Consider the following 25026-nt stretch of genomic DNA (forward strand, 5'->3'; position numbering starts at 1 on the left):
CGGGCCGCCGCGCGCGGCGCCCGGCCGCCCGACCCACGGCACCACGACGAGCAGGCCGCGGCCCCCACCCGGGGTCGCGGCCTGCTCGTCGGTAGGCTGGGCTCGTGCGCATCGCCAGATTCACCACCGGAGAAGACCCCCGCTACGCCCTCGTGCAGGAGGAGGCGGGCAAGACCTATCTCGCCGTCCTCAACGGCGACCCCCTCTACATGCCCGTCCTGCCGACCGGCGAGCGGATCGAGCTCGGGGACGGCGTCCGCCTCCTCGCGCCCGTGATCCCGCGCTCCAAGGTGGTCGCGGTCGGCCGCAACTACGCGGCCCACGCGGCCGAGATGGGCAACGACGTCCCGACGTCGCCGCTCATCTTCTTCAAGCCCAACACCTCGGTCGTGGGCCCGGACGACCCCATCGTGCTGCCCGACTTCTCGGACGAGGTCAGCTACGAGGCCGAGCTCGCGGTCGTGATCGGCCGCATCGCCAAGGACGTGCGCCCCGAGGACGCCGCCTCCTACATCCTGGGGTACACCGTCGCCAACGACGTGACCGCGCGCGACGCCCAGCGGACCGACGGCCAGTGGGCCCGGGCCAAGGGCTTCGACTCGGCGTGCCCCATCGGGCCGTGGATCGACACCGACCTCGACGTCGAGGACCTCGCGGTGACGTCGCGCGTCAACGGCGAGACCCGCCAGGACGGTCGCACGCGCGACATGATCTTCGACGTCCCCTACCTCGTGTCGTACATCTCCGAGGCCTTCACGCTGCTGCCCGGCGACGTCATCCTCACGGGCACGCCCGCGGGCGTGGGACGCATCGACGCGGGCGACCGCGTCGAGTGCGAGGTCGAGGGCCTGGGCGTGCTCGCGAACCCGGTCGTCCGCCGCGGCTGAGGTCCTCGCAAGGCCCGCTGGGCCCGCTGGACCAGGTGGCCGCCGTCCCTTGGGGGACTGCGGCCGCCCCCCGCGACGTGGTCCTGCGTGGGGGCCCGGTCACGCAGCCCGGTCACGCGGCCCGGGCCGCGTCGAGGAGCCGGTCCTCGCACCAGCGCTGCGCGGCCTCGAACGACGTGAACTCCTGGTCCACGCCCGCGAGCAGCCGTCGCTCGAACGGGTCGACCACCACGACGTGCACGCCCTGCCCCTGGAGCCGGACCACGAGCCCGCGCAGGAGCTGGGCCCCCAGCGTGACCACGCGCGCCGTGCGCCGCAGGTCGAGGATCAGCCACCGCTCGCCGCTCGGCAGCGGGGAGGGCAGCTCGTCGACCGAGCGCAGGATCGTCTCCGCGGCCGCGAACTCGACCGTGCCCTGGACGGCTCGCACCGAGATCGCGGAGCCCAGGTCCCGCAGCCGGCGCAGCTGGGCGGGCGTGCGGTGCGCGAGCTGGCGCAGCCGGTCGGCGCGCGTGCTCTGGTAGAGCGTGGGGACGTCACGGTCGGGGCGGTGCATGAGGTGCAGGTGGAACTGCCGCGAGATCTCGTGGGCCGCCGCGACCGAGCGCACGCTGTTGCCGCGCGCGTCGAGGGGCGGGCTGAACAGCCCCAGGCCGAACTGACCCACGCCGACCGACACCAGACCGCCCGAGACGCCGCTCTTCGCGGGCATGCCCGCCCGCAGCAGCCACTCGCCCGCGTAGTCGTACATGCCGCTCGTCGCCATCACGGCGAGCACCCACTCGGTCACGACCTCGTCGACGACCTGCTCGCCCGTGACGGGGTTCACGCCCCCGTTGGCGAGCGTCGCGGACATGACCGCGAGGTCGCGGGTCGTGACGAGGACCGAGCACTGGCGGAAGTAGGTGTCGAGCGTGGCCTCGACGTCCGTGGTCAGCGCGCCCGTGCTGTGCATGAGGTAGGCGATGGCCCGGTTGCGGTCTCCCGTCTCGGACTCGCTGACGTACACGCGGCCGTCGACGTCGAGCGGGCGGCCGGCGAACGCCTCCAGCACGGCGAGGATGCGCGCGAACCGTTCCTCCTCGGAGGCCCCGCGGACCAGCGACGTCGTGACGATGGCCCCCGCGTTGACCATGGGGTTCGGCGGGCGGCCCGTGACCGGGTCCAGGCGGATCGAGCTGAACCCCTCGCCGCTGGGCTCGGCCCCCACGTGCTCGAGCACCTCGGCCAGCCCCCGGTCCATGAGCGCCAGGGCGAACACGAACGGCTTCGACAGCGACTGGATGGTGAACGGGACGTCGGCGTCCCCCGCGGTGTAGACGCTGCCCGTGACCCCGGCCAGGGCCACACCGAACAGCGACCGGTCGGCGGTCGCGAGCTCGGGGATGTACGTCGCCACGTCGCCCTCGTCGAGGTCGCGGAACCTCTCGTGGACCGCGGCGAGGGCGTCGGCGATGAGCTCGCTCGCGCCGGTGCGGCCCGTGCCGACCACCGGACCGGTGGTGCCGACCGCGCCGTCGCGCGCCTCGGCGCCGTCGGCCCTGCCGGGCTCGTCGGGCAGGGCGGGTGAGGAGTGCGTGGGACCGGGCATGTACGCGATTGTGCCTCCGGTGCACGCTCGGTGCCCGGCAGGTCGGTCCCGCCGGGCACCGAGCACCCGCAGGTCAGTCAAGCGGCCACGGGTGAGCAGCCACCCCGACGACGTTCCACGCGTTGATCGCGGCGACGACCCACAAGAGCTCGGCGAGCTCGGTCGGGGCGAGATGAGCGGCGGCCTCCTCGACGACCGCCTCGGGCACCGGCCCGTCCGAGCGACGGGTGACGGCCTCGGCCAGCGCGAGCGCCGCGCGCTCGCGGGCCGTGAAGAACGGGGTCTCGCGCCACACGGACAGGCTCAGGACCCGTCGGGTCTCCACGCCGGCGGCGAGCGCGTCCGCGCTGTGGGTGTCGACGCAGTACGCGCAGCCGTTGATCTGCGACGTGCGGGCGCTGACCAGGTCGAGCAGGGAGGCCTCGATCGAGGACGTGCGGGTCGCCGCGGCGAACGAGGCCATCGCGCGGCTCATCGCCGGGGCGAGGTCGTCGACCGCGAGCCGGACGGGGACAGGAACGGTCTGGGAGCTGGTTGCTGTGGTCATGTGATCGACGCTACGTACCGAACGGCCCAGCGGTAAGGTCCAGTTCCATGACCGAAGAGTGGTCCACCTCGGGGTGGGACCTGCACCTCGAGCCGGGCTCCGGGGCCGGTGCCGGCCGCCGAGCCGGTCTCGAGGCCGCGCTCCGGGCCGCGATCCGCGGGGGACGACTCGCCGCAGGTTCCCGAGTGCCGTCGACCCGCGCCCTGGCGCGCGACCTGGGGCTCGCGCGAGGCACGGTCAGCGCGGCCTACGACCAGCTCGTCGCCGAGGGATTCCTCCAGGCCAGGGCAGGGGCAGGGACCCGGGTCGCCCCGCTGCCCGCCGTGACCACCGCTGCGGCGCAGGCGTCGCGCCCTCGTCCGGTGCCGGCTCTCCGCCTCGTCCCCGGCAGCCCCGACGTCACGACCTTTCCCGTCGCGGCATGGTCCCGGGCCACCCGCCTGGCGCTCGCGGCGGCGCCGACCTCGACGTTCGGCTACGGCGACCCGCGAGGGCTCCAGGAGCTGCGTACGGTGCTCGCGGACTACCTGGCCCGCACCCGGGGTGTGGTGGCGGACCCGGAGCGCATCGTGGTGACGAGCGGGTACGCCCAGGGGCTCGCTCTCCTCGCGCAGGTCCTGCACGGTGCAGGTGCGCACCAGGTCGCGATGGAGGACCCCGGCCTCGGCTTTCATCGCACGATCGTCGGCCGGGCCGGGCTCGAGGTGCTTCCGCTGCCGGTCGACCGCGCCGGGGCGTGCACCGACCTGCTGGGGGGTGCGCGGCTCGCAGACGTGCGCGCCGCCGTCGTGACCCCGGCGCACCAGTACCCCACCGGGGCGACTCTCGCTCCGGACCGACGGCGAGCGCTCCTCGACTGGGCCCGGACGACGGGTGGGCTCGTGATCGAGGACGACTACGACGGCGAGTTCCGCTACGACCGCCACCCGGTCGGTGCCGTGCAGGGCATGGGGCCGGACGAGGTCGCGTACGTGGGCAGCGTGTCCAAGACGATCGGCCCGGGCGTGCGCCTGGGCTGGATGGTCGTGCCCGAGCGCTGGCTGGAGCCCGTGGTGTCGGCCAAGACGTATGCGGACCACCGGACGGGGACCGTCGACCAGCTCACCCTGGCGCACCTGATCGCGTCCCACGGCTACGACCGTCACGTCCGGGTGGTGCGGGCCAGGTACCGCCGCCGTCGGGACCTGCTGGTCGCGCGGCTCGCAGGTCTTGTGGAGAGCGGCGCGGTCGAGGTCTCCGGCATCTCCGCAGGGCTCCACGCGGTGGTGAGCCTGCGCGCTCCAGGGGCGCGCGAGGCAGACGTGACCCGCCGCGCGGCGGAGCTCGGCCTGGAGATCACGGGACTCGGGGAGCACCGGCACGTGCCGGGGGAGGGGGAGCCCGGGATCGTCGTCGGGTTCGGCACTCCCAGCGAGCCCGGATACCCGCGCGCGCTCGACGTGCTGGTCCGCGCGTTGGGCGATCAGGGCGGGCGCTGACCTCCCGACGTGCCGGTCGTGCCGGTCGTGCCGGACGTCCCGGGGGCCGCGGACGCCCCGAGCGGCGGCGCGACCCGTCGCTCGGTCGGCCCGACCGAGCGACGATAGGCTGGGGGGCGTGATCCCTGCACCTGGTTCCTCGCCCGTCCGCGTCCGTTTCTGCCCCTCACCCACGGGGACGCCGCACGTCGGCCTCATCCGCACGGCACTGTTCAACTGGGCGTACGCCCGGCACGTGGGCGGGACGTTCGTCTTCCGCATCGAGGACACGGACGCCGCGCGCGACTCCGAGGAGAGCTACCAGCAGCTCCTCGAGGCGCTGCGCTGGCTCGGCATGGACTGGGACGAGGGCGTCGAGGTCGGCGGCCCGCACGAGCCCTACCGCCAGTCGCAGCGCGGTGACATCTACCAGGACGTCATCCGCCGTCTCGTCGAGGGCGGGTACGCCTACGAGTCCTTCTCGACGCCCGAGGAGATCGAGGCGCGCAACGTCGCGGCCGGTCGGCCCAAGGCCATGGGCTACGACGGGTTCGACCGCACGCTGACCGACGAGCAGAAGGCCGCGTTCCGCGCCGAGGGCCGTGAGCCCGTCCTGCGCATGCGCATGCCGGACACCGACGTGGCCTTCACGGACCTGGTGCGCGGCGAGATCTCGTTCGGTGCGGGCTCGGTCCCGGACTACGTGATCGTCCGCGGCAACGGCCAGCCCCTGTACACGCTGGTCAACCCGGTCGACGACGCCCTGATGGGGATCACGCACGTGCTGCGCGGCGAGGACCTGCTGTCCTCGACGCCGCGTCAGGTCGTGCTGTACCGCGCGCTCCTCGAGCTGGGCGTCGCGAAGGTCATGCCCGAGTTCGGGCACCTGCCGTACGTCATGGGCGAGGGCAACAAGAAGCTGTCCAAGCGCGACCCCGAGTCCAACCTGTTCCTGCACAAGGAGCGCGGCTTCACGCCCGAGGGCCTGCTGAACTACCTCGCGCTGCTGGGCTGGAGCATCTCGGCGGACAACGACATCTTCTCGGTCGAGGAGATGGTCGCGGCGTTCGACATCACCGACGTCAACCCGAACCCGGCCCGCTTCGACCTCAAGAAGGCCGAGGCGATCAACGCGACGCACCTGCGCATGCTGGCCCCCGAGGACTTCCGCGACCGTCTGGTGCCGTACCTGCACCAGGGCGGGTTCGTCCCCGCCGACTCGTTCGCGGACCTCTCGGCCGAGCACCAGGCGCTCGTCACGGCGGGCGCACCGCTCGTGCAGGAGCGCATGGTCCTCCTGGGCGAGGCCAAGGGCATGCTCGGCTTCCTGTTCGTGGCCGACGACGCCGTGCCCGTCGAGGACGAGGCGCGCGCCGCGCTGCGCGAGGAGGCCCCGGCCGTGCTCGACGCCGCGATCCGTGTGCTCGACGCGCTCGACGACTTCTCGACCGACGCCCTCCAGGAGACGCTCAAGGCGGTCCTGGTCGAGGAGATGGGCATCAAGCCGCGCTTCGCGTTCACGCCCCTGCGCGTGGCCGTGACGGGTCGGCGCGTGTCGCCGCCGCTGTTCGAGTCGATGGAGATCCTCGGCAAGGAGTCGACCCTGGCGCGCCTGCGTGCGCTGCGCGCGTCGCTGTGAGCACCCCTGACCTCGTGCTGCCCGACGGCGTCGCGCCCCTCGCGGGGGACGTCGCGACCGGCGGTGGCCTCGACGGTGTCGACGGTGTGCTGTTCGACGTCGACGACACGCTCGTCGACACCCGTGGTGCGTTCGCGCTCGCGATCGACGCGGTGTGCGCGGTGCACCTGCCGCACCTGCCCGTCGAGCGGTACGGCGAGGTCCTTGCGCTGTGGCGCAGCGACCCGCACGGCTGGTACCGGGCGTACACGCGCGGCGAGCTGACGTTCGACGGCCAGCGGATGCTGCGTGCGAACGAGCTGCAGGAGACGTTCGGCGGCGCGGTCCTCGACGAGGACGGGTACGCGGCGTGGAAGACGGTCTTCTGGGGCACGTTCGAGGAGAGCTGGCGCGCGCACGACGACGCCGCTCCCGTCCTCGGGCGGCTCGCCGCCGCGGGGGTCAAGGTGGGTGCGCTGTCCAACGCGTCGGTCGCGCTCCAGACGGACAAGCTGACCCGGTCGGGGCTGTCGGAGGTGCCCATGCTCGTGGGCGTCGACACCCTGGGCTTCGGCAAGCCGGACCCGCGGGTCTTCGTCGAGGCGTGCGCGCGCCTGGGCACGGACCCGGCCCGCACGGTCTACGTGGGCGACGAGCTCGACGTCGACGCGCGGGCCGCGGCCGCGGCAGGTCTGACGGGCGTGTGGATCGACCGTCCCGGTACCCGTCGCGGCGGACCGGCCGAGGAGGACCCCGAGGCCGCACGCGCGGCCGGGGTTCACGTCGTGGCGAGCCTCGACGAGGTCGGCGACCTGGTGCTCGCGGGTCGCTGACGGGCCCGGAGCGCGCGTCGACGTGGAGGGTTCCGGTCGAGGGAGCAGGCTGCGGCACGCCACCTCGACCGGAGCCCTCTATCTCGCGGGTGCGGCCTGCGGGCGCCTGCGCTCCCGCGACGGCGGTGCCGGCGGCGGGGGCGCTCCCGTGGCGACGGCCGCGATCTGTCGTGCGGGGGCCGACAGCTCGGTGCCGTCCTTCCAGACCATCCGCAACCGCCGCGAGAGGTCCAGGCCGGGCACCTGGATCTCGACGAGCGTGCCGCGGGCCAGGTCGTCCGCGACCGTCAGCCGCGACAGCACCGCCACCGCCCCGCCGTACTGCACCGCGGTCTTGAGCGACGCGGTCGATCCCAGGTAGGGCAGGTGGTCGGGGAGGCGGGCGCCGGCCGCGACGAGGGACTTCTCGAGCGTCTCGCGCGTGCCCGAGCCGCGCTCGCGGACCACGAGCCCACCGCTCACCAGCTCGTCGACGGTCGCGGTTCGCCGCCGCCGGGCCGCCCAGGGGTGCGTCGGGGCGACGACCACGAGCAGCTCGTCCCGGGCCAGGGTGCGGCTGCGCAGCCCCCTGCGCATGGTCGAGCTCTCGATGAAGCCGAGGTCGGCCTCGTCCGCGAGCACGAGCTCCATGACGGTGCGCGAGTTGCGCACGAGCAGCTCGACGTCGGGGGACGCCGCCGGCGCCCCGGGGGCGCCGGGTGTGCCGGCCGTCGCGGCAGTGGTGGCTGTCGCCGCCAGCGTCGCGAGCCAGCGGGGCGCGAGGTACTCGGCGATCGTCAGGCTCGCCGCGAGCCTGATACGGGCCGACGGGGCCTCGCGCAGGGCCGCGGCCGAGGTCTCGAACCGGTCGGAGGCCTCCACGACCTCGCGGGCCCAGGTGGCGGTCGCCCGTCCGGTCTCGGTGAGCCGGGCCCCGCGCGTCGAGCGGGTCACGAGCTCCAGACCCAGGTGCCTCTCGAGGCGCCGCATCCCCGCCGAGGCGCTCGGCTGCGAGACCCCCAGCGCCCGTGCCGCCGCGCTGATCGAGCCGTGGCGGTCCGTCGCGACGAGCAGCTCGAGCAGGGCGAGCGACGCGCGCTCGCGGCGCGGGGGAGAGGTGCTCGCGGGAGCCTGGGGGACGTGCTCGGTCATAGCCTCATCCTATGACTAGGTCGCCAGATGGGCCTTCTGACAGGCATCCCGGCGCGGCATGGTGGAAGCATGACCCCCACGAACGACCTCGCGACCCCCACCCCGGGCGCGACCGCCACCCCCGACCAGCCCGCCCCGAGCGGCGGACCGGCCCCCGCCAGGAGCTCCGCACCGTGGATCCGGCGCGCCGCACCGGGGCTCGCGCTCTGCGCCGTCGCGACCGCCGTCGCCTACCTGCTCGCCCAGGTGATCCCGCTCTCGCCCCTCGTGCTCTCGCTGCTCGTCGGCGCGGTCGTCGGCTCGCTGCTCGGGAGCCTGCGCAGGGCCGGCGGGGCGAGCGGCGCCGTCGGGCAGGGGACGGCGCGGGCGCGGTGGGCCGGCTCCCTCACCTCCCGGACCCAGGAAGGGACGAGCTGGACCGCGAAGCGCGTCCTGCGCGCCGGGGTCGTGCTGCTCGGGCTCCAGCTCTCGCTGCCCGAGGTCCTCGCGCTCGGTTGGCGCGGGCTCGCGGTCGTCGGGATCACGGTCGCCGTGACCTTCAGCGCGACGCTCGCGCTGGGTCGGGCGCTGCGGGTCCCGCGCGTGACGTCGCTGCTCGTCGCGACGGGCTTCTCGATCTGCGGCGCGGCCGCGATCTCGGCCATGCAGGGCGTGGTCGGAGGAGGCGACGACGAGCGGACGCGCCGCGAGAACGACGACGCGGTCGCGACGGCCCTCGCGCTCGTGACGATCTTCGGGTCGCTCGCGATCTTCGTCCTGCCGTGGCTCGCGGGCCTGCTGGGTCTCGACGACGACCGCGCCGGGCTGTGGATCGGGGCGAGCGTCCAGGAGGTCGCGCAGGTCGTGACCGCGGGCGGCGCGATCTCGGCCGCGGCCCTCGCGACCGCGACCGTGAGCAAGCTGGCCCGCGTCGTCCTGCTGGCACCGATCGTGGCCGGCGCGGGGGTGGTCAAGGCGCGCCGGGAACGCGTCGCACGCCCCGCCGACGTCGGGGTGGCCGCCGGCGCCCCGGCAGCCCGCCGGACGCCGCCCGTGCCCCTGTTCGTCGTCGGCTTCCTCGTGGCCGTGCTCGTGCGCAGCACGGGCCTGCTGCCCGCCTCGGTCGTCGAGGTGACGACCACGGTGACCACGCTGCTGTTCACCGCGGCGATGTTCGCGATGGGCCTCGGGGTCGACGCCGCCCACCTGGTCCGCACCGGACGCCGGGCGCTCGTGCTCGGGACCGCGTCGGCCGCGGTCGTGACCGGGGTCTCGCTGGTCGCGGTGCTGCTCCTGGCCTGACCGTGCTCGCGGGCCCGCTTCCGGGCGGGCCCGCGGCGCACGCGGCTACCGGACGCTCGCGTCCCAGCGCCACCTCGTCCGACGGGGCAGACCGGGCAGGTCGCTGCGCCCGGTCGCCCACACGAGGGCGTCGCCCGGGGGCAGCCCCTGCGCGGCCGCCGGCAGGTCCGGGAAGAGCCGGCCGAGCACCTTGGCGCTCAGCCCCTCGGGGAGCCCGGGGGCGACGCCCGTGAGCCCGTCGGCGATGTCCCGACCGTGCACGAGGATCTCGGCGATCCCCATGGCGGCGAAGCCCTCCGGGTCCGAGAGACCGTACGGGTGGTAGGCGCGCCCGTCGGGGGACTGGACCGCGACCTGCGCGGCGAGCAGCTCGCCGCTCGCGAGGATGACCTCGGCGAGCCCCGCCGGACCGGCCTCGCGCTTGACGTGCGCGATCTCGTCCTCGCCCCGGGGGCCGGCCAGCGGCAGGTAGTCGAGCAGGGGGAGGCCCGCGACCTGGAGCGCGTAGGCCAGCAGGTCGTCGACGACGTGCTCGGCCGTGGCCCAGCACGACCACCGCACAGGACCCGCCTGGGCGTCGAACGCCGCGTCCGGGTGCTGCGCGACGCCGTCGGCGAGCCACCGGGACGCGGCACGGACGTCGTCGGGCGTGACGGGGCCCGGGCTCGCGGAGGTCACGACGTCCTCCGGCTGGGCGCTCACGCGTCGACCGCGCCGTCGACCGCGCCGTCGACCGCGCCGTCGACCGCGCCGTCGACCGCGCCGTCGACCGTGGTGGCTGCGTCGGTGCCGAGGACGCGGTCCGCGCGCCAGCACTCGGCCCGGTAGGGCAGGTCGATCTCCGGGCGCCCGGCGAGGGCTGGGTGGGTGGCCACGAGCCGGTCGACGGCGTCGAGCAGCTCGTCACGCTCGGCCGGCGGCAGCGTCAGGAGGTGACTCCGGGTCGCGGCGAGCGTACGGAGGGACGAGGCGGGCAGGTGGTCCTGCCACGGGAAGGTCGCGTGCTCGAGCGGGGTGAAGGCGCCGCCGGCCGCGTCGATCTCCGGGGTCCGGTGGACCGGCTCGAGCGAGTCTCCGCGATGGATGATCTCCGTGAACCGCTCGACCCAGTCGACCGCGTGGTCGCGGACGTTCCACACGACGCCGAGCCGACCGCCGGGACGCAGCACCCGGGCGATCTCCGGGACGGCGACCGCGACGTCGAACCAGTGCCAGGCCTGGCCGACGAGGACCGCGTCGACGCTCCCGTCCTCGAGCGGGATGCGCTCGGCGGTCCCGGACAGGACGTGGGCACCCGGGACGGCGTCCCGGAGCTGGTCGCGCATGCCGTCGGAGGGCTCGACCGCGGTCACGTGGAGCCCGCGCGCCACGAGCCGCTCCGTGAGCTTGCCGGTCCCGGCGGCCAGGTCGAGCACGTGCCGGGCGCCTGCGGGGAGCAGCCAGTCGACCGCGGCGTCCGGGTAGGACGGGCGGACGGCGCGGTACTCGTCGGCGCCCGCGCCGAACGACGCCGCGCGCTGCGCGTGGGAGGCCCGCGCGGGGCCCGGGCCGGACGGGTCGGAAGAGGGGGCGGTCGTCATCCTCCGACGGTGCCACGTCGAGGGGGTGAGGTCCACAGGTGCTCGCGACGTGTCGCGGGGACGGACGGCAGGGCGTGCGAGGGCCGGGGCCGGTGGGGCGGGAGGGCGATTTGGCCCGGCCGGAAGTGTCCGGTAATGTTTTCTCTCGGTGAGGCGCTCACCCGCGGCCCGGGAACGGGACGAGGGCGCGGCGCTGATACCTCCTTGGGGTATGGTGTAATTGGCAACACAACGGTTTCTGGTACCGTCATTCTAGGTTCGAGTCCTGGTACCCCAGCGCAGAGCAAGCAGCGCATCGAGTCGGTCAGACCGACACGAAACGTGCAGTAAAGTTCTCATCGGCACGGAGCCCCTCGGGGTGACGAGCTTAGGCCCCCATCGTCTAGCGGCCTAGGACGCCGCCCTCTCACGGCGGTAACACGGGTTCAAATCCCGTTGGGGGTACGTACGAGGCCTGGCCATCGTCAGATGACCGGGCCTCGATGACGCTCACTCGCCCTTCGGGGCGAGGGAGCGGTCCTGGCCCCCATCGTCTAGCGGCCTAGGACGCCGCCCTCTCACGGCGGTAACACGGGTTCAAATCCCGTTGGGGGTACCACGCGCAAAGCCCGATCATCGACAGATGGTCGGGCTTTCGTCGTTCCCGGGGTGCGTTCCTCAGCACCCAGGGCGTCGCGGCCCGGCCAGGTGCGCCGCGCTCGTCGCGCACCGCGCACCTGGCCCGGCCGGCCGGGTGGCGTCAGGTCCTGTCAGGTCCTGTCAGGTCCTGTCAGGTCCTGTCAGGTCCTGTCAGGTCCTGTCAGGCCCTGTCAGGGCCCGTCGGTGCCAGGGCTCAGGGGCGCCCGGGGAGGCAGCCACGGGTCGCGCCTCGAGCAGCCAGTCGAGCACGTCCCGCGCCGACCAGACGCCCTCGTGCCGCTGCGCGAGCCGCGTCGCCCCCGCGACGTCCGCGCCGAGGGTGACGAGCGGCAGCTCGACGTACCCGTCGGCGCGCGTCTGCCCCAGGCCCACGTCGGCCGCGAGCGAGTTGCACAGGCACGACCGCCCCGCGCTCTCGCCCGGCTGGCCCCCCTTGCACTCGAACATGTGGGAGGGCTCCGCAGGGCAGCGGTAGGTGACCTTGCCGGCGACCTTCTCGACCGGCGTGCGCAGATAGCCCAGGTCGCACAGTCGAGGCCGGGCAGCCGCGAGCGGGGCCTCCGCCAGGGTGCCGGGGAGCTGCGCGACCTTGAAGGGGAAGCCGGTCGGCGAGGTGAGGGGCTCGGTCCGCACGTCGAGCGTCCCGGAGCGCAGGCGGGCGAGCACGTCGTCCCGGAGATCGGGCTCGAGGCCCGACTCCTCGGACAGCGCGAACAGCGTGCCGACCTGGATGCCCGTGGCCCCCGCGTCGACCGCGGCGACCAGTGCCTCGGGCGTCCCCTGCGCCCCCGCCAACCAGAACGGCAGGCCGAGCGCGGCGACCTTCGAGACGTCGGCCTGGTCCCGGGGACCGAAGACGGGCTGACCGGCCTCGTCGAGCGTGAGCCGACCGCGCGGTGGCGCGTTGTGCCCACCGGCGGGCGGGCCCTCGACCACGAACCCGTCCGGACGGGTGCGGTCCTCACGGACCAGGTGCTCGGCCAGGGCGTGCGCCGAGACGACGGCGAGGAACGTCGGGCGTGCCACGGGAGGCAGGCGGTCGCCGAGCAGGGCCCCGGGATCGAGGTCGACCGTGTGGCCGCTCCCGCCGGCGACCGTCACGGGGAACCGCACGGCCTCGTGCCCCACGAGCTGGTCGAGCAGGTGGGGGATGTCCCGGGGGATGCCCGCTCCCGTGACGACGTAGTCGGCCCCGGCGAGCATGGACCCGTAGGCGGCCGCAGGGGCAGCCATCTGGATCTTCTCGAGGAAGTTGATGCCCACGCGGCCCCCGTGGCCTTCCTTGGCCAGCCACACCTCGACGAAGCTGCCGAGCACCATGAGCTCCTGCGCCAGGCGCGTCTGCCGTAGCGCGAGCCGCGGCACGGGGGCATAGGGCTGGCCCGCGTCGCGCCCCTCGGGGCGGAAGTAGCGCGCGAGCACCCGCTGGGCGAACCGGGGGACGGGGAATGCCGCGAGCGCCCGTCGCACGGCGCCGTCCCGGTCGCCGTTCTGCAGACGGCGCGCCAGGACGAGGTCGAGCGCGGTGCCGGACACCAGGCCCAGCTGGCCGGCACGCGCGACGGCGGACGCAAGGCGCCAGGAGGAGACCGCCATGCCCATCCCACCCTGGATGACGCGAGGCAGCGTCGGCAGCGGGGGCAGCGGCGGGAACGGCGAGTGGACGGGCAGGGGCAGTGCGGTCACGGATGGACCCTTCTCAGACCTTGGCGGGTGGTTACTGCACCGTAGGTTGAGGGGCGCGCGAGGAACAGGGTCGAACGGCCCGAACATGACGGCCGGCCCGTGGGACAGGCCGGGGCCGGCGCCCGTGAGGTGGTCGCGCGGACGTCGCGCCGACGTGAGGGGCGGTCTCAGCCGGGCGGTGGCGGTACCGGCGGAGCGGTCGTCGGTGCCGGGCCCGTGGCCCCCTCGGGCCGCTCCCAGGGGTCCGAGGCCGTCCACCCGGCCTGCGCGTCCCACGGGGTGACGGGGACGAACGTGCCACGGTGGTCGTCGGAGACCTCCCACGCCGGACCGTCGGCCTCGCCGCCGGAGTCGTCGGCCTCCCACGCCGGACCGTCGACCTCGTCCGCAGGCCCCGCCCCCGCGCCGGCGTCGGGCCCCACCGCCGCGACGGCGGGAGGTGGCGGGGGCACCACGGCATGCCGGTCCGCGCCCACCCGCCACGGCCCGCTGCCGCGAGGGGCCACGAAGAGATGTCCCTGACGGTCCTGCTGGACCGAGCGGACGGCGAGGGGCTGCGTCGCGGCCGCGGACCGGTCGCTCTCGGGGCCGTCACCCGTCGCCGTCCACGACGTGCCGCCCAGCGCAGGCTGTCCGGGCTGCCCGGCCGCCGAGGGCTGCGGGGGCCGGCCGTGGGGCCCAGGCGGGGGCACCGCGCCGCCCTGGGGTGCGCCGGGCTGCGGCTGCCCCCACGGCCCGCCGCGGCCTCCGGGGATGAAGATCGTGTCGCACAGCGTGCGGTACGTCGCGTCGGGCCGGGCGACCCAGTTGATGCGGCTCATGGCCTGGTCCTGACCGGCCGACTCGAGGATGAACTGGCCGTAGCCCAGCACGCGGCCCACGACCGATCGGCTGTAGCTCATGTCCGTGACCTTGCCGAGCGGCATCATCGCGACCTTGTGGGTCACGAGCCCGAACATCAGGAGCATGCGCTTGTCGGTCGCGACGAACCACTCGTTGCGCCAGTCCAGGACCTTCCACAGCAGGCGCAGCGCGACGAGCACCCACGCCCACCAGAGCAGCAGCGCGCCCTCGCCCACGGTCGGGCCGATCGTGCTGACCAGCCAGGCCACGAGCAGGAAGGCGGCGAAGGTCGTGGCGACCGGCTCGGCGAGCTTGCCCCAGTGGGCGCGCGTGGCCAGGACGACGCGCTCGCCCGGGAGGATGTAGCGCCGCAGGTGACGCGCGCTCAGGCGTGGCGTCCGCGTGGGGGACTCCACGAAGGGCAGGTCCTGCGCCATGGTGCGCCTACTTCATGAGCGACTGGACGAACTGCCCGAAGCTCTGGAAGGCGCCCAGGATGACGTCCCAGATGGCCTGGACGATGTCCGCCGCGCGGTCGGGGCTCTGGACGACGGCGTACAGCAGGAAGACGACGACGACCCACATCAGGATGGTCTTGGCCTTGCCGGGCATCGTGTGGTCCTCACGTCGTCGATCGGGGCGGGTGCGACTCTGCTCGCCATGGTGACCAGAGCGGACGGAACGCCGTCGGAGGCGCGCCGACGACGAGTCTAGCGTTTCGCCCGAATCCGTCGTAGGGGGTGTGTCACGACAAGGGTGGACAGCAGGAGGGCGGGCGCCGCACGGCGCCCGCCCTCCTGCCCACAGGTCGACGGACGGTCACTCGCCGGAGCGGCGCAGGACCTCGGTCAGGCGGTTGGCGGCGGCGACGACCGACCCCGAGTGCAGCCGGCCGGGCTGGCGCGTGAGGCGCTCGACCGGGCCGGAGATCGAGACCGCGGCGACGATCCGCCCCGACGGGCCGCGGACGGGCGCCGACACCGACGCGACCCCGAGCTCGCGCTCCGAGACGGACTGTGCCCAGCCGCGCCGTCGGACCCCCGAGAGGATCGTGGCCGTGAAGACGGCCTCGCGCAGGCCGCGGTGCAGGCGGTCCGGCTCCTCCCAGGCGAGGAGCACCTGGGCCGCGGAGCCCGCGCCCATGGTGAGCGTCGCGCCCACGGGGATCGAGTCGCGCAGACCGACGGGCCGCTCGGCCGCGGCGACGCAGATGCGATGGTCCCCCTGGCGGCGGTAGAGCTGCGCGCTCTCGCCGGTGTGGTCGCGCAGCGCCGTGAGAACGGGGTTCGCGGCGGCGAGCAGGCGGTCCTCGCCGGCTGCCGTCGCGAGCTCGTTCAGGCGCGGCCCGAGGACGAAACGGCCCTGCATGTCGCGGGCGACCATACGGTGGTGCTCGAGCGCTACTGCGAGGCGATGGGCCGTCGGACGGGCGAGTCCGGTGGCGGTGACGAGCTGGGCCAAAGTGGCTGGTCCGGACTCCAGAGCGCCCAGAACGGACGCCGCCTTGTCCAGCACGCCGACTCCGCTAGAATTGTCCATAGGTCGATATTGACGTCTCGCACAGTGAGATGCAAGTCAGCGGGTGTCGTGTCGACCGAGGACCGGGGGATTCACCCCGGTCCACGACCGAGACGTACCCCCCGATCGTCGCCACGGCCCCCGCGTGCGCGACCACCGCAGGACACAGGTAGGAGAGAACCAACATGGCCGGCACGCTGGCGGAGAAGGTCTGGGACGCGCACCTGGTGCGACGAGGCACCGACGGGTCGCCCGACCTCCTCTACATCGATCTGCACCTCATCCACGAGGTCACCAGTCCGCAGGCCTTCGAGGGCCTGCGCCTTGCCGGCCGACAGGTGCGCCGCCCCGACCTGACGATCGCGACCGAGGACCACAACACTCCCACGCTCGACATCGATCTCCCTATCGCGGACCTCACGAGCCGCACCCAGATCGACACGCTGCGCAACAACGCCAAGGAGTTCGGCGTGCGCATCCACTCGCTCGGTGACGCGGACCAGGGGATCGTGCACCAGGTCGGCCCGCAGCTCGGGCTGACCATGCCGGGCCTGACGGTCGTGTGCGGCGACTCGCACACCTCGACCCACGGTGCGTTCGGGGCTCTCGCGTTCGGCATCGGGACGTCCGAGGTCGAGCACGTGCTCGCGACCCAGACCCTGCCGCTCGCGCCCTTCAAGACCATGGCGATCACGGTCAACGGCGAGCTGCCCCCGGGCGCGACGTCCAAGGACATCATCCTCGCGATCATCGCGAAGATCGGCACGGGCGGCGGCCAGGGCTACGTCCTGGAGTACCGCGGCGAGGCCATCCGCAAGCTGACCATGGAAGCCCGCATGACGGTCTGCAACATGTCGATCGAGGCGGGCGCGCGCGCCGGCATGATCGCTCCTGACGAGACCACGTTCGAGTACCTCAAGGGCCGTCCGCACGCCCCCGAGGGTGCTGACTGGGACGCCGCGGTCGAGTACTGGAAGACGCTCAAGACCGACGACGACGCCACGTTCGACGAGGAGGTCGTCCTCGAGGCGGCCGACCTCGAGCCCTTCATCACCTGGGGCACCAACCCCGGCCAGGGCCTGCCCCTGTCCGCGAACGTCCCGGTCCCGGCGGAGATCGCCGACGAGAACGAGCGCGTCGCCGCCGAGCGTGCGATCGAGTACATGGGCCTGACCCCGGGGGCTCCGCTGCGCCACATCGCGATCGACACGGTCTTCATCGGCTCGTGCACCAACGGCCGCATCGAGGACCTGCGCTCGGTCGCCAAGGTCGTCCAGGGCAAGAAGAAGGCCGACTCGCTGCGCGTGCTCGTCGTGCCCGCGTCGGCGCGCGTCCGCCTCCAGGCCGAGGCCGAGGGGCTCGACCAGATCTTCCTCGACTTCGGTGCCGAGTGGCGCAACGCCGGCTGTTCCATGTGCCTGGGCATGAACCCGGACCAGCTCGCCCCGGGGGAGCGCTCGGCCTCCACGTCCAACCGCAACTTCGAGGGTCGCCAGGGCAAGGGTGGACGCACCCACCTGGTCTCGCCGCTCGTCGCGGCCGCGACGGCCATCCGCGGGACGTTGTCCTCGCTGGCCGACCTGGACCTGCCGGCCGACGTCGACATCACGTCGTTCGACGGCACGCCGCTCGCGCCGCTCGACCCGCGCGTCCCGCTGCAGGTCTGACCCGGCCCCCTGACGACACTCATCGAGGAAGCAGAAGCATCATGGAGAAGTTCACCACCCACACCGGTGTCGGTGTCCCGCTGCGCCGCAGCAACGTCGACACGGACCAGATCATCCCCGCCGTCTACCTCAAGCGCGTGACGCGCACGGGGTTCGAGGACGCGCTGTTCGCGGCGTGGCGCGGGGACCCCGCGTTCGTCCTGAACCAGCCCGCGTACACGTCCGGCTCCGTGCTGGTCGCGGGCCCCGACTTCGGCACCGGGTCGTCGCGCGAGCACGCCGTGTGGGCCCTCAAGGACTACGGCTTCAAGGTCGTCCTGGCCTCGCGCTTCGCGGACATCTTCCGCGGCAACTCGGGCAAGCAGGGCCTGGTCGCGGGCATCGTCGCGCAGGAGGACATCGAGCTGCTGTGGAAGGTCCTCGAGACCAAGCCCGGCACCGAGGTCACGGTCGACCTGGTCGAGCGCACCGCCACCGCCGACGACGTCGTGGTCCGTTTCCAGATCGACGACTACACGCGCTGGCGCCTCATGGAGGGCCTCGACGACATCGGTCTGACCCTCCAGCACGAGGAGGACATCACGGCGTTCGAGCAGACGCGTGCGTCGTGGCGCCCCAGGACGCTGCCGGCGAAGCACCTGCCGACGGTCGAGATCGAGGCGGCTCGCCCGTCCGCGTGACGCGCGTGCGAACCGGCCCGACGGCGCCGCACCCCCGGGGGGGGAGCACCTGCGCGCGGTGGGGAGCGGCGCCGTCGGCGTCTCGGGGCATGGGCGACGCGCCGCGTCGAGGCCTCGGGTGCGGCGCGTCAGGGGCGCGGCGGCCCCTGGCGGATGCGCGCGAGCTGGGACTCCGCGGTGACCTTGGTGGGGTCCCACCCGGCCTCGAGCCACCACGTCGCGCCCGCCGCCTCGAGCGCGCGCGCGTCCTGCGCCGCGGCGTCGAGGTCGGTCGGGAAGTCCCGCTGGACCACGAGCTCGAACGGACCGGCCGCCGGGTCGCGGTGCTCGGCGACCCAGGTCGCGACCTCGCGCACGTCCTCCGGTGAGAGCGGGTCCAGGCCCCGGTCGCCCCGGAGCTGGACGGTCACGCCGTCCCAGCGGACCGCGCGGCTCATCGACCTCTCGCTCGGGAAGACCCCCACGGGCCACACGGGGATGCGTCCGTGGACGGGCCGGGGCGAGATCGTCATCTCGCCGGTCGAGATGTGCGTCCCGTCGAACGAGAAGGCCTCGCCGGACCAGGAGCGCTCGAGGAACGCGAGCACGTCGTCGAGCAGCTCGGCGCGTTCGCGCAGCGACGTGAGCTGGCCGGGGTCCGCGCTGAAGCCCGCGTCGTCGAGCACCCCCACGCCCACGGGCAGGACCAGCCGCCCGCCCGACAGGTGGTCGACCGTGAGCGCCTGGCGCGCGAGCTCCCAGGGACGGCGGCGCGGCAGCGCGAACACGAGCGCCCCCAGGGTCACGCGCTCCGTCTGGACGGCTGCCGCGGACAGGATGCCCCACGGGTCGTAGCTGTCCATGCCGGGCAGGCTGATGCCGTCCCACGTGAAGTAGCCGTCCCAGCCGTGCTCCTCGGCCTCTCGGGCCATCGTGACCAGCTCTGACGCGGAACCGAAGCTCCCGACGAACCCGAACTTCAAGCCCATGACGTCCTCCTGCGACTCGTTGGCGGTCCTCCCACGGTAGGACCGGCCACCCACACGCGCCGCGAGCCGGACGACGAAGGCCCGCTCGCCCCGCGAGTTCGCGGGCGAGCGGGCCTTCGGGCGTCGTCAGGGGATCAGTGGTGCTTGTTCTTGCGCGGGATGAAGTGCACGACCGTGACGACGACCGCGCCCACCACGACGCCCACGATCGCGGATCCCAGGGTGTCGACGAGCCACACCAGGAACCCGCCGACGGCCGTGACGCCGTGCACGGCCTCCTCGAGGACGTGCAGCAGGTCGTACGGAGCGTGCCAGCCCAGGTCGTACGTGCCCTGCAGCAGGATGTGGCCACCGACCCACAGCATCGCGACGGTGCCGACGATCGAGATGACCCCCATGACGCGCGGCATCGCCTTGACCAGGCCGTGGCCGAAGGACTTGACCCACCCGGTGTTGCGCCCCGCGAGGTGCAGGCCGATGTCGTCCATCTTCACGATGAGGCCGACGATCCCGTAGACGACCGCCGTGATGAGCAGCGCCACGATCACCAGGATGATCGCGCGCGCCCAGAAGCCTTCCTCCGCGACCTCGTTGAGCGCGATCACCATGATCTCGGCGCTCAGGATGAAGTCGGTACGCACCGCGCTCGACACGACGCTGTCCTCGTCGACGGCCTTCTTCGCGGCAGCGTCGTCGACGGCCTTGCCGTGCTTGCCCGAGACCATCTCCCACAGCTTCTCGGCGCCCTCGAACGCGAGGTACGTCCCGCCGACCATGAGCAGCGGCGTGAGCAGCACGGGCAGGTACTCGCTCAGCAGCAGCGCCGCCGGGAGGATGAACAGGAGCTTGTTGCGCAGCGAGCCCATCGCGATGCGCTTGATCACGGGCAGCTCACGCTTCGCGGCCAGCCCGGCGACGTACTGGGGGGTCACGGCCGTGTCGTCGATCACGACACCGGTCGCCTTGACGCTCGCCCGCCCCGCGGCAGCACCGATGTCGTCGACGGACGCAGCCGCCAGCTTGGCGAACGCTGCGATGTCGTCCAGGAGGGCTACGAGTCCTACGGCCATGAGGTCTCCACGAGGCCCGTGTCGCCGCCCACGAGCCCGAGGTCGGGAATCGACGCGGCTGTCACGCATCGTAACGACTCGCGCGGGCGGTCGCCGCGGGGCGTCCGTGCGGGCACACCTGCCGAGAGGCATGCCGCTGCCCGACGGCGTCGCTGCGGCCGTTCTGGACGTCACCCTCGGCGCTCCTCCGGTGGCGTGTGACGCGATCGGTCGCACCGCCGTCGGGCAGACGATCTAGGCTGGTCCACATGGCTAACCACTACGACGTCGTCGTCCTCGGCGCGGGCCCCGGCGGCTACGTCGCCGCCATCCGCGCGGCCCAGCTCGGCCAGTCCGTCGCGATCATCGAGGAGAAGTACTGGGGCGGTGTGTGCCTCAACGTCGGGTGCATCCCCTCCAAGGCGCTCCTGCGCAACGCGGAGCTCGCCCACCTGTTCACGCACCAGGCCGACTTCTTCGGCATGACGGGTGACGTGTCGTTCGACTTCGGCAAGGCGTTCGACCGCAGCCGCGACGTCGCCGACGGCCGCGTCAAGGGCGTGCACTTCCTCATGAAGAAGAACAAGATCACCGAGTACGACGGGCGCGGCACGTTCCGCGACGCGAACACGATCGACGTCGCGCTGTCGTCCGGCCAGACCGAGACCGTGACGTTCGCGAACGTGATCATCGCCACGGGCTCGAAGGTCCGTCTGCTGCCGGGCGTCGAGCTGAGCGAGAACGTCGTCACGTACGAGAAGCAGATCCTGACGCGTGAGCTGCCGCGCTCGATCGCGATCGTCGGGGCGGGCGCGATCGGCATGGAGTTCGCGTACGTGCTGAAGAACTACGGCGTCGACGTGACGATCATCGAGTTCCTCGACCGTGCGCTGCCGAACGAGGACATCGAGGTCTCCAAGGAGATCGCCAAGCAGTACAAGAAGCTCGGCGTGAACATCCTGACGTCGACCGCGGTGCAGACCGTGACCGACAGAGGAGCCGGTGGCGGCGTTGTTGTGTCCTACAAGGGCGTCAAGGACGACAAGCCCGGCTCGATCGAGGTCGACAAGGTCCTCATGGCCGTGGGCTTCGCGCCCAACGTCGAGGGCTTCGGCCTCGAGAACACGGGCGTTGCACTGACCGACCGCGGCGCGATCGCGATCGACGACGTCATGCGCACCAACGTGCCCCACATCTACGCGATCGGTGACGTCACCGCGAAGCTCATGCTCGCGCACGTCGCCGAGGCGCAGGGAGTCGTCGCGTCCGAGACCATCGGCGGCGCCGAGACCATGACGCTGGGCGACTACCGCATGATGCCGCGCGCGACGTTCTGCCAGCCGCAGATCGCGAGCTTCGGCCTCACCGAGCAGCAGGCCCGCGACGAGGGCTACGACGTCAAGGTCTCCAAGTTCCCCTTCACGGCGAACGGCAAGGCGCACGGCCTGGGCGAGCCCACGGGCTTCGTCAAGCTCGTCGCGGACGCCCGCTACGGCGAGCTCCTCGGTGGCCACCTGATCGGCCCCGACGCGTCCGAGCTGCTGCCCGAGCTCACGCTCGCGCAGAAGTGGGACCTCACGGCGTCCGAGCTGGGGCGCAACGTGCACACGCACCCGACGCTGTCGGAGGCCGTGCAGGAGGCCATCCATGGGCTCGCGGGGCACATGATCAACTTCTGACTTGGCTGGATGCCAGCCAGCGTGGGCGTTCTGTGACAGAGGCCCGGACCTGCGAGTTCTCGTGGGTGCGGGCCTCTGGCGTCTCCGAACGCTTCCGTATACGATATTCAGCATGAGTCAGAAGAAGGTGCGGGGAGAGGCCGTCGACGACGACCAGATCCAGGCGTGGGCCGACGAGGCCGAGGCTGGCTACGACGTCGGCGCGCTGAGACGCCGCGGGCGCCCCACTGCGGGTGACGGCCCGGGCATCGTGGTGCCGGTGCGGCTGGACGCCCGCACTCTGGAGGCGCTCACCGAACGAGCCCAGGCCGAGGGGTTGGCGAACCGCTCCGAGGCGATCCGTGCCGCGGTGCGCGCATGGACGCACGTGGCGTGAAGCCGCACGCCTCGGCTCGAAAGTACTTTCGACGCGACCGCCTGACCGAGAGCGGAATCGTGTGCGCGGCCCAGGATCCGGTGTTCCGCGCCCCGCTCGACGACGAGGATGACCCGCGGCGCTGGCTCCTTCTCGGGTTCGACGACGCCGGCAGGGTGTTGGAACTCGTGATCCTGGCGTTCGACTCCGGTGAGGAACTGGTCATCCACGCTATGAAAGCGCGTGCGCAGTACCTCGACCTGTTGTCCCAGGGCCACGTCTCAGGCGAGCAGCTCGGACGGGCTGAGCACCGTGATGCCCTCGATGCCGCCCCCGGCACGTGAGACAGCGATCAGCGGCGTGGTCCGTTCAGCGCCGGGGACGTTGTCACGGTGGTTGACCAGCTCGGCGGCGTCGCGAAGATCGAAGGGGGCGGTCTCGCGCCACTTGATCGAGCCGACGAAGGTCACAGTCCTCGCTGGGCGTCTGTCTGCGCCGACCAAGTCGACCTCTATGTCACCTTTGCGGTTCCACCAGCCGCCGACCACGGTGGACGCGGGCACGAGAGCGTCGTCGAGCGCTCTCTCCCACAGCAGCCGACGGACGACCGGCTCGACGGCGCGCCCCCGCCAGGTCGACCACCCGCGCTCGATGCGCTGGGTCACGATGTCGCCGCGGCCTGCGTCGATAAGGTCTGCGGCGTCGTGGAGGAAGGCGAGCCAGAAGCGCATGTACGGGTCTTCGATCCGGTACTGCTTGTGGTGCGCGGGTTTGGTCGAGAGCGGCTCGTCGACGGCGACAACGCGGCGTTCGACGAGCACGTCCAGCGAGCGCGAGAGTGATGCGCGCTGGTCCACCTGGGCGGCTTGGCCGATGGTCGTGAAGGTGCGGGCATCGGCGCCGATTGCGCGCAGCACGTCCTTCGCCTGGGTCTCGGCGGGGAACTCGGAGGACAGGACACGTTCCCCGGAGACGACGAGCGTGCTGACTGAGGTGGACAGGCCGTCGGCCAGATAGTCGGCGACCGACTGGCCCGGCTTCCAGGCGGTGACCAACGGGGGCAAGCCGCCTGTGACCAGATAGGCGTCGATTGCCTGCGCCGGATCGAGGCCCGTCATGCTCGCGACGTCCTGCGGGGTCAGCGGGTGGATCTCCTTGTCGACGCTGCGACCGTAAAACGGGCGCCCGTGACTGGTGAGCCGTTCCATCTCTGATCTGTTCGATCCGACGAGGAGCAGCAGTACCGGTAGCGCGGACAGACGGGTGTCCCACACGCCTTGCAGCGCACCCTCGAAGCCAGGATCGCCCGTCAGGTAGGAGACCTCGTCGAGGACGACGATCGACACCTGGTCGCGCGGAAGCGCGAGCGCGAGAACGGTCAGGGCGTCATGCCAGGAACCGGCGACGGCGTATCCGGCGGCGTCCGCACCGGGCAGGCCAGAGGCGGCGACGGTCTCAAGAAGGCGACGCTGCTCGATCTCGGGGCGCGAGCCGTCCGCGAGGAAGTAGAGAGAGGGGACCCCTGCGCGCTCGATGAACTCCGTGACGAGACGGGACTTGCCGACGCGACGGCGTCCTCGCAGCGCGATCGCCTTGCCTGGTCGCTCCGACGTCGGGTTGCGCACCTGGTCCAAGACGTAATCGAGGTCGGCGAGCTCGCGCGTTCGCCCGACGAAGCCGGTGACCATAGTTGCCTCCCATGTAGGTCGCATCACATGTTACCTACATCCGATGATACGTAGCTGCGTTCGTCGGATTCAAGAGAGCGGTGCACTGGGGCGGTGCAACCACGAAAGACGGAAGTTCACCCCATGGCGGGAGCAGAAGACGACAACAAGGGCAAGCTTGCCCTTCGTGAGGCTCTACGCTTCGGGCACAGGATGAAACAGGAGGGGCCGTGGGCACCGAACTTGAGTTGGTCAGTGATGGCAGCGGTCTCGCTGTGATCGGTGAGGAAGGTGCGATTGAGCAGTTCATGCTCGACCTCGACCTCGTCGGTGTGCACTCCCGGTCCCTCGCTCAAGCCGCAGCGGGGAGATCTCACGCCGCCATCGGCCCTGGCAGCTCGGCGCTCCAAGCAGGTGGGCAGTTCGCCGCGGAGTCGGGTCGCTGGCTCAAGCTCACCGAGGATTCTGCGGCGAAGGTTCGTGCGTTCGGCTTGCAAGCTACCAAGGACAACCCGGCGATCAGTCACGCGATGATCGGTAAGCCGGGTGACGTGCAATCCTGGATTCAGGTGGTCAGCTCGCCTGCCGCGCTCCTGACCAACCCTGCTGCGCTTGCCTCGATCGGGACACTGATGGCCCAGCGCGAGATGCAGCGGTCGATCGACGAGCTCAAGGAATACCTCGTGCAGATCGACAAGAAGGTCGACGACATCCTGAGGGCCCAGAAGGACGCGGTCCTTGCCGGGATGATCGGCGTTTCCTTGCTGGTCGACGATGCGATCACGGTCCGAGACTCGGTGGGCCGCGTCTCGGAGATCACCTGGTCGAAGATCCAGGGTGGAGCGGCGACCATCGCCACTACCCAGGCCTACGCGGTGCGTCGTCTCGATGCGTTGGCCGACAGGCTCGAGTCCGAGGGAGACCTGGGAGCGCTCGTCAAGGCCACGCATGAAGCCCAGTCGTCCATCGAGGAATGGCTTGCCGTGATCGCCCGCTCGTTCCAGGTGCAGGACAAGATCAGCATCCTCGAGCTCGACCGGGTCGCTGATGCCAGTCCGGAAGAGCTCGACCAGCATCGTGTCGGCCTGCGTCTGGCACGCCAGAATCGGCTGGACGCGATTGGCAGCGCCTGCAGCCAGCTCGTCGGTCGTGTGAACGAAGCCTCGAACAGGGCCAATCAAAAGGTGCTCTTCAACCCGTTTGCGTCACCGAAGGTCGTCGACGCCAGCAACAAGGTCGTCGTCTCCGTCCTCGCGCTCGAGAAGCGCCTAGATGTACCCGGCCATGAGGTTGGTGTCAGTTCGGGTTGTCGAAGGGAGGACCTCCGGGCTTAGTGGAGATGTCGAAGTC

Annotated in this window: 23 protein-coding genes and 3 tRNA genes; 14 read left to right on the plus strand and 12 right to left on the minus strand. The window is 72.2% G+C overall.

Annotated features, from left to right (window positions below; all coding sequences use genetic code 11):
* The first annotated feature begins 104 nt into the window (after positions 1 to 104).
* The gene (locus H9623_RS11240; RefSeq protein WP_193720119.1) at positions 105 to 887 is read left to right on the plus strand and encodes a fumarylacetoacetate hydrolase family protein; all 783 of its coding nucleotides are present in this window, start codon (positions 105 to 107) and stop codon (positions 885 to 887) included.
* Between the two features lie 112 nt (positions 888 to 999).
* Here the strand turns inward: H9623_RS11240 and glsA are convergent, their stop codons facing one another.
* Together glsA and H9623_RS11250 are read right to left on the minus strand one after the other, a co-directional pair.
* Positions 1000 to 2478, minus strand: a complete 1479-nt coding sequence (gene glsA / locus H9623_RS11245; RefSeq protein ID WP_193720120.1) for a glutaminase A — start codon at positions 2476 to 2478, stop codon at positions 1000 to 1002.
* A gap of 73 nt (positions 2479 to 2551) precedes the next feature.
* Positions 2552 to 3025, minus strand: coding sequence for a carboxymuconolactone decarboxylase family protein (locus H9623_RS11250; RefSeq protein WP_193720121.1), 474 nt, complete (start codon positions 3023 to 3025; stop codon positions 2552 to 2554).
* 47 nt (positions 3026 to 3072) lie between these two features.
* On the opposite strand from H9623_RS11250, the gene pdxR reads away from it, so the two are divergent.
* From pdxR to H9623_RS11265, 3 genes are all read left to right on the plus strand, one after another.
* Entirely contained in the window at positions 3073 to 4503 is a 1431-nt protein-coding gene (gene pdxR, locus H9623_RS11255; RefSeq protein WP_193720122.1) for a MocR-like pyridoxine biosynthesis transcription factor PdxR, read from the plus strand.
* Positions 4504 to 4621: 118 nt separating this feature from the next.
* Complete coding sequence (gltX, locus tag H9623_RS11260; protein WP_193720123.1) at positions 4622 to 6121, plus strand: glutamate--tRNA ligase; 1500 nt, start codon at positions 4622 to 4624, stop codon at positions 6119 to 6121.
* The gene (locus H9623_RS11265) at positions 6118 to 6933 is read left to right on the plus strand and encodes an HAD family hydrolase (RefSeq protein ID WP_321575408.1); all 816 of its coding nucleotides are present in this window, start codon (positions 6118 to 6120) and stop codon (positions 6931 to 6933) included. The genes gltX and H9623_RS11265 overlap by 4 nt, the downstream gene beginning before the upstream one ends.
* A gap of 78 nt (positions 6934 to 7011) precedes the next feature.
* On the opposite strand, the gene H9623_RS11270 is transcribed toward H9623_RS11265, so the two are convergent.
* Positions 7012 to 8064, minus strand: a complete 1053-nt coding sequence (locus tag H9623_RS11270; RefSeq protein ID WP_193720124.1) for a LysR family transcriptional regulator — start codon at positions 8062 to 8064, stop codon at positions 7012 to 7014.
* Between the two features lie 69 nt (positions 8065 to 8133).
* Here H9623_RS11270 and H9623_RS11275 point away from each other — a divergent pair, with 69 nt between their 5' ends.
* Complete coding sequence (locus H9623_RS11275; RefSeq protein WP_193720125.1) at positions 8134 to 9345, plus strand: YeiH family protein; 1212 nt, start codon at positions 8134 to 8136, stop codon at positions 9343 to 9345.
* A 45-nt stretch (positions 9346 to 9390) separates the two neighbouring features.
* Here H9623_RS11275 and H9623_RS11280 read toward each other — a convergent pair whose 3' ends face one another.
* A complete protein-coding gene (locus H9623_RS11280) occupies positions 9391 to 10047 on the minus strand; it encodes a hypothetical protein (RefSeq protein ID WP_193720126.1) in 657 nt (218 codons plus the stop codon).
* Positions 10044 to 10925 carry a class I SAM-dependent methyltransferase gene (locus H9623_RS11285; protein ID WP_193720127.1) on the minus strand — a complete coding sequence of 294 codons (882 nt, stop codon included), beginning with the start codon at positions 10923 to 10925 and terminating at the stop codon, positions 10044 to 10046. Before H9623_RS11285 ends, H9623_RS11280 begins: the two co-directional genes overlap by 4 nt.
* 205 nt (positions 10926 to 11130) lie before the next feature.
* On the opposite strand from H9623_RS11285, the gene H9623_RS11290 reads away from it, so the two are divergent.
* The 3 genes from H9623_RS11290 (at position 11131) to H9623_RS11300 (ending at position 11523) form a co-directional block, all read left to right on the plus strand.
* Positions 11131 to 11202, plus strand: a tRNA-Gln gene (locus tag H9623_RS11290).
* Between the two features lie 94 nt (positions 11203 to 11296).
* A tRNA-Glu gene (locus H9623_RS11295) sits at positions 11297 to 11369 on the plus strand.
* A 78-nt stretch (positions 11370 to 11447) separates the two neighbouring features.
* Positions 11448 to 11523, plus strand: a tRNA-Glu gene (locus H9623_RS11300).
* Positions 11524 to 11714: 191 nt separating this feature from the next.
* Here the strand turns inward: H9623_RS11300 and H9623_RS11305 are convergent.
* The 4 genes from H9623_RS11305 to H9623_RS11320 form a co-directional block, all read right to left on the minus strand.
* Positions 11715 to 13250, minus strand: a complete 1536-nt coding sequence (locus H9623_RS11305; protein WP_321575409.1) for a beta/alpha barrel domain-containing protein — start codon at positions 13248 to 13250, stop codon at positions 11715 to 11717.
* Positions 13251 to 13417: 167 nt separating this feature from the next.
* A complete protein-coding gene (locus tag H9623_RS11310; RefSeq protein ID WP_193720128.1) occupies positions 13418 to 14530 on the minus strand; it encodes a PH domain-containing protein in 1113 nt (370 codons plus the stop codon).
* 7 nt (positions 14531 to 14537) lie between these two features.
* A complete protein-coding gene (locus H9623_RS11315) occupies positions 14538 to 14705 on the minus strand; it encodes a hypothetical protein (RefSeq protein WP_193720129.1) in 168 nt (55 codons plus the stop codon).
* Positions 14706 to 14912: 207 nt separating this feature from the next.
* A complete protein-coding gene (locus H9623_RS11320; RefSeq protein WP_193720130.1) occupies positions 14913 to 15632 on the minus strand; it encodes an IclR family transcriptional regulator in 720 nt (239 codons plus the stop codon).
* 164 nt (positions 15633 to 15796) lie between these two features.
* Between H9623_RS11320 and leuC the strand changes: the two genes are divergently transcribed.
* Both leuC and leuD read left to right on the plus strand, forming a co-directional pair.
* Entirely contained in the window at positions 15797 to 17278 is a 1482-nt protein-coding gene (gene leuC, locus H9623_RS11325) for a 3-isopropylmalate dehydratase large subunit (RefSeq protein ID WP_193720131.1), read from the plus strand.
* Positions 17279 to 17319: 41 nt separating this feature from the next.
* Positions 17320 to 17958, plus strand: coding sequence for a 3-isopropylmalate dehydratase small subunit (gene leuD, locus H9623_RS11330; RefSeq protein WP_193720132.1), 639 nt, complete (start codon positions 17320 to 17322; stop codon positions 17956 to 17958).
* Between the two features lie 128 nt (positions 17959 to 18086).
* On the opposite strand, the gene H9623_RS11335 is transcribed toward leuD, so the two are convergent.
* Together H9623_RS11335 and H9623_RS11340 are read right to left on the minus strand one after the other, a co-directional pair.
* The gene (locus tag H9623_RS11335) at positions 18087 to 18926 is read right to left on the minus strand and encodes an LLM class flavin-dependent oxidoreductase (RefSeq protein ID WP_321575410.1); all 840 of its coding nucleotides are present in this window, start codon (positions 18924 to 18926) and stop codon (positions 18087 to 18089) included.
* 134 nt (positions 18927 to 19060) lie between these two features.
* Complete coding sequence (locus tag H9623_RS11340) at positions 19061 to 19996, minus strand: DUF808 domain-containing protein (protein ID WP_193720133.1); 936 nt, start codon at positions 19994 to 19996, stop codon at positions 19061 to 19063.
* Between the two features lie 248 nt (positions 19997 to 20244).
* Here H9623_RS11340 and lpdA point away from each other — a divergent pair, with 248 nt between their 5' ends.
* The 3 genes from lpdA to H9623_RS11355 all read left to right on the plus strand — a co-directional run bounded on the left by lpdA (position 20245) and on the right by H9623_RS11355 (position 22353).
* The gene (lpdA, locus tag H9623_RS11345) at positions 20245 to 21654 is read left to right on the plus strand and encodes a dihydrolipoyl dehydrogenase (protein WP_193720134.1); all 1410 of its coding nucleotides are present in this window, start codon (positions 20245 to 20247) and stop codon (positions 21652 to 21654) included.
* Positions 21655 to 21766: 112 nt separating this feature from the next.
* A complete protein-coding gene (locus tag H9623_RS11350; RefSeq protein WP_193720135.1) occupies positions 21767 to 22030 on the plus strand; it encodes a ribbon-helix-helix domain-containing protein in 264 nt (87 codons plus the stop codon).
* Positions 22027 to 22353, plus strand: a complete 327-nt coding sequence (locus H9623_RS11355) for a toxin (protein WP_321575411.1) — start codon at positions 22027 to 22029, stop codon at positions 22351 to 22353. Before H9623_RS11350 ends, H9623_RS11355 begins: the two co-directional genes overlap by 4 nt.
* Here the strand turns inward: H9623_RS11355 and H9623_RS11360 are convergent.
* Complete coding sequence (locus H9623_RS11360) at positions 22291 to 23697, minus strand: ATP-binding protein (protein ID WP_193720136.1); 1407 nt, start codon at positions 23695 to 23697, stop codon at positions 22291 to 22293. The two genes, H9623_RS11355 and H9623_RS11360, sit on opposite strands and share 63 nt — an antisense overlap.
* Before the next feature lie 209 nt (positions 23698 to 23906).
* On the opposite strand from H9623_RS11360, the gene H9623_RS11365 reads away from it, so the two are divergent.
* Complete coding sequence (locus H9623_RS11365; RefSeq protein WP_193720137.1) at positions 23907 to 25010, plus strand: hypothetical protein; 1104 nt, start codon at positions 23907 to 23909, stop codon at positions 25008 to 25010.
* Positions 25011 to 25026 lie beyond the last annotated feature (16 nt).

The organism is Oerskovia douganii, from assembly GCF_015142735.1.
Taxonomy (GTDB): Bacteria; Actinomycetota; Actinomycetes; order Actinomycetales; family Cellulomonadaceae; genus Oerskovia; species Oerskovia douganii.